General features: G+C 45.7%; 2 protein-coding genes. Both read left to right on the forward strand.

Features of this window, described 5'->3' with window-relative positions; genetic code table 11:
• Nucleotides 1-105: 105 nt before the first annotated feature.
• The gene (locus tag PHP87_RS11735) at nucleotides 106-315 is read left to right on the forward strand and encodes an addiction module protein (protein ID WP_299921592.1); all 210 of its coding nucleotides are present in this window, start codon (nucleotides 106-108) and stop codon (nucleotides 313-315) included.
• 249 nt (nucleotides 316-564) lie between these two features.
• Nucleotides 565-2,850 carry a hypothetical protein gene (locus tag PHP87_RS11740; RefSeq protein ID WP_299921594.1) on the forward strand — a complete coding sequence of 762 codons (2,286 nt, stop codon included), beginning with the start codon at nucleotides 565-567 and terminating at the stop codon, nucleotides 2,848-2,850.
• The last annotated feature ends 46 nt before the right edge of the window (nucleotides 2,851-2,896 follow it).

A 2,896-nucleotide genomic window follows, 5' to 3' on the forward strand; every position in this document is an offset into this window, starting at 1 on the left:
TAAAATTGCAACAAAAAAGTTTTGATATGCTACAATGCGATAAAAGGTACTAAAAATTACGGAAAGCAAAAATACTTATTTTCCCTTGAAGAAGAGGTGAAAAACATGAGTGCTGATGAAATTCTAAAACAGGCATTAAAGCTCAAAATTGAAGAGAGATTCATACTGGTGGAAAGTTTAATCAAGAGTATAGATGAGCCTGACCGGAAGCTTGATGAGTTATGGGCAGAGGAAGCAGAAAAAAGACTTGCAGCGTACAGAGAAGGAAGGTTGGAAGGTATTCCAATGGAAGAGGTGTTTAAAGACGGAAGATGAGGGTTGTGTTCAGAGTGCTAATCCGTAGTCTTTTGACCGGTTAATTTATTTGTGGAATTGCTCTGGATTAGATGGTAATGGGCTGAACTACACTGGGCCAATGCCGACCAGTATTATATCAAGACCACTGAATACTTCCGGGTCGATGAGGGGCACCGGGGTTCCAGCGGCGAGGTCTGGAAGGGTATACGGGATCGGCTGTGTGCCAGCGGATTTTCTTTCGAATACTCGGCTACTTTTGGCCAGGCTATGAAGGCCGCCGGCAAGGAAGGCCTTATCCAGGAATATGCCCGCTGTATTCTGTTCGATTATTCCTATAAATATTTCTATAAAGACGGCTATGGCAAGGAATATCGCATACTTAACCTGTCGGAGAACCAGGCCAATGATGACCATCGCCAGCTATATCTCACCTCCTGCCTCTTGGCATTTTACCAGCAGTTGAGGCTGTATCAGGATAAACAGACTGACTTTGCTCCTTTCCTACTGGAGAAACCCCTGTGGGTATTTGTGGGTAAAAGCGTTACAGCTACTTCGAAGGAAGGCAAACTGGAAGTGGCCGATGTGGTCAGTATAATGCAGTTTTTGGAACAGTTTGCCCGGGATGAGAATGAATCAATCCTTAATCTTAACCTGCTTATGAGCGGAAATACCGGCCTGGTGGATGGGCGGGGGCGGGATCTGTTTTCCAATGCTTTTCCGTACCTTACCGGCCTATCCCTGACCGGTGCAGATTTGTATTGGGATATACTACGTCTCCTGGGTAATGGCGCCGTACCGGGGGCTACCCTGCACCTGGATAATTTGAAGGGAGTTAAGGGCGAAATCGGCCTGCGCCTGGGAGATTCGGATTACTTCGGGGTTATTAATGTAGGCGCGGATAAGGAGCTGTTAAAGCTATGTGATGAAGTGGGTCTTAATACTGATGAACGGGATTTTTCTACTTCGCTTTTTCAGCAGATAAATTCCCGGGATTCCAGGATTAATATACTTATTGGCGCCAGGAAATTCAGTGAAGGCTGGAGTTCGTGGCGGGTAAGCACTATGGGTTTGCTGAATGTAGGTCGCAAAGAAGGTTCAGAAATAATCCAGCTCTTTGGCCGCGGAGTCCGGCTCAAGGGTTACAACATGAGCTTGAAACGTAGCCGGGTGATATGCCCCAATACTGCTCCTGACCATATTACTCTGTCCGAAACGCTGAGTGTTTTCGGGGTGCGGGCGGAATACATGAAACAATTCCAGGAATACCTGGAGGAAGAAGGACTGCCGCCGGATAAGCCGGTTAGCATTACCCTGCCGGTCTTAAGACACTGGCCTCCCGCTAAACCGTTGAAGGTTTTGCGGGTTAAGGGGAATCTGGACTATAAGAAGGATGGCCCCAGACCGGTGCTTGATTTGCCGCCGGCATACTTGAAGCGGCAAAAGGTAATCTTGAACTGGTATCCCCGGCTGCAGGTTCGTATAGCTGCTGGCGCAGAACATACGGTACAGGAATCAGTATTTAACCAGGAAAGCTTTACGGATAAACAATTGGCCTTTTTAAACTGGGAGGAGATTTATTTCGAATTGCTGCGTTACAAGAACGAAAAGGGCCGCCATAATCTGCATATACCGCGTCATATTCTGCCAAAGATAATGGCTGATCCGGATTGGTATACCCTGTATATTACCGGTAAGGAAATGCAGTTTAGCTCTTTTAGCCAGGTGCGCAAGTGGCAGGAAATAGTAATTGTACTTTTAAAGAAATACTGTGATCGCTTCTATGCTTATCAGCAGAAGGCTTGGGAATTGCCCAACCTGGAGTATGTGGAGCTATCCCCTGATGATGCCAATCTGCTCTACTCCTATCAAGTGTCGGTGGATGAGACCGAAGACTCGTTATTAGAAAAACTACAGCAACTGGTAGATACTATGGAAGAAGCTAACCGCAAGGGGGTGCTGGGAAAAATTGATTTTCGCAAGTTTGCACATCATGTTTTCGAACCGGTCGGTTTTGGCCAGCACCTGTTTGAACCACTGTTATGCCAATCCAAAGGCCAAACTACCCTGGAAATAAAGCCGGTGCCATTAAATGACGGCGAAAAACAGTTCGTTCTTGACCTCAAAGAATACGTTACCGGCCATACTGAATTCTTTGCTGACAAAGACTTATATCTGCTGCGTAACCAGAGCGGGGGACGAGGATTGAAGTTCTTTACCGGAAACCAGTTCTTCGAACCAGATTTTATCCTCTGGCTTTTTACTAATGGAAAGCAGTACATTGCATTTATAGACCCCAAAGGCATTTCTCACTCAGAGGGTCTTAATGATCCCAAAATACAGTTCTATAAAACTGTCAAAGAGATTGAAGCCGGGTTGGGGGCAGCTGAGGTTAGCCTATCATCATTCATCGTTTCGGTTACGCCTTTCCATAGAATTAACTGGTGGATAGGAGACGGTAAAGCTGACCGTAAGAATTTTGACCAGGTAAATGTACTGTTCCAGGAAGAAGGCCAGGCTTATATAAAACGGTTGCTGGAGGGAATGATGGCATAGAAATATAAAGACAAAAACCCAACCATCTTTTGAAAAATGCAAAATA

Source organism: Syntrophomonas sp. (assembly GCF_028707975.1).
Taxonomy (GTDB): Bacteria; Bacillota; Syntrophomonadia; order Syntrophomonadales; family Syntrophomonadaceae; genus Syntrophomonas.

Coding starts and splice junctions, on each gene's coding strand:
- PHP87_RS11735 (WP_299921592.1), top strand. CDS start 106: ATGAGTGCTGATGAAATTCTAAAACAGGCATTAAAGCTCAAAATTGAA.
- PHP87_RS11740 (WP_299921594.1), top strand. CDS start 565: ATGAAGGCCGCCGGCAAGGAAGGCCTTATCCAGGAATATGCCCGCTGT.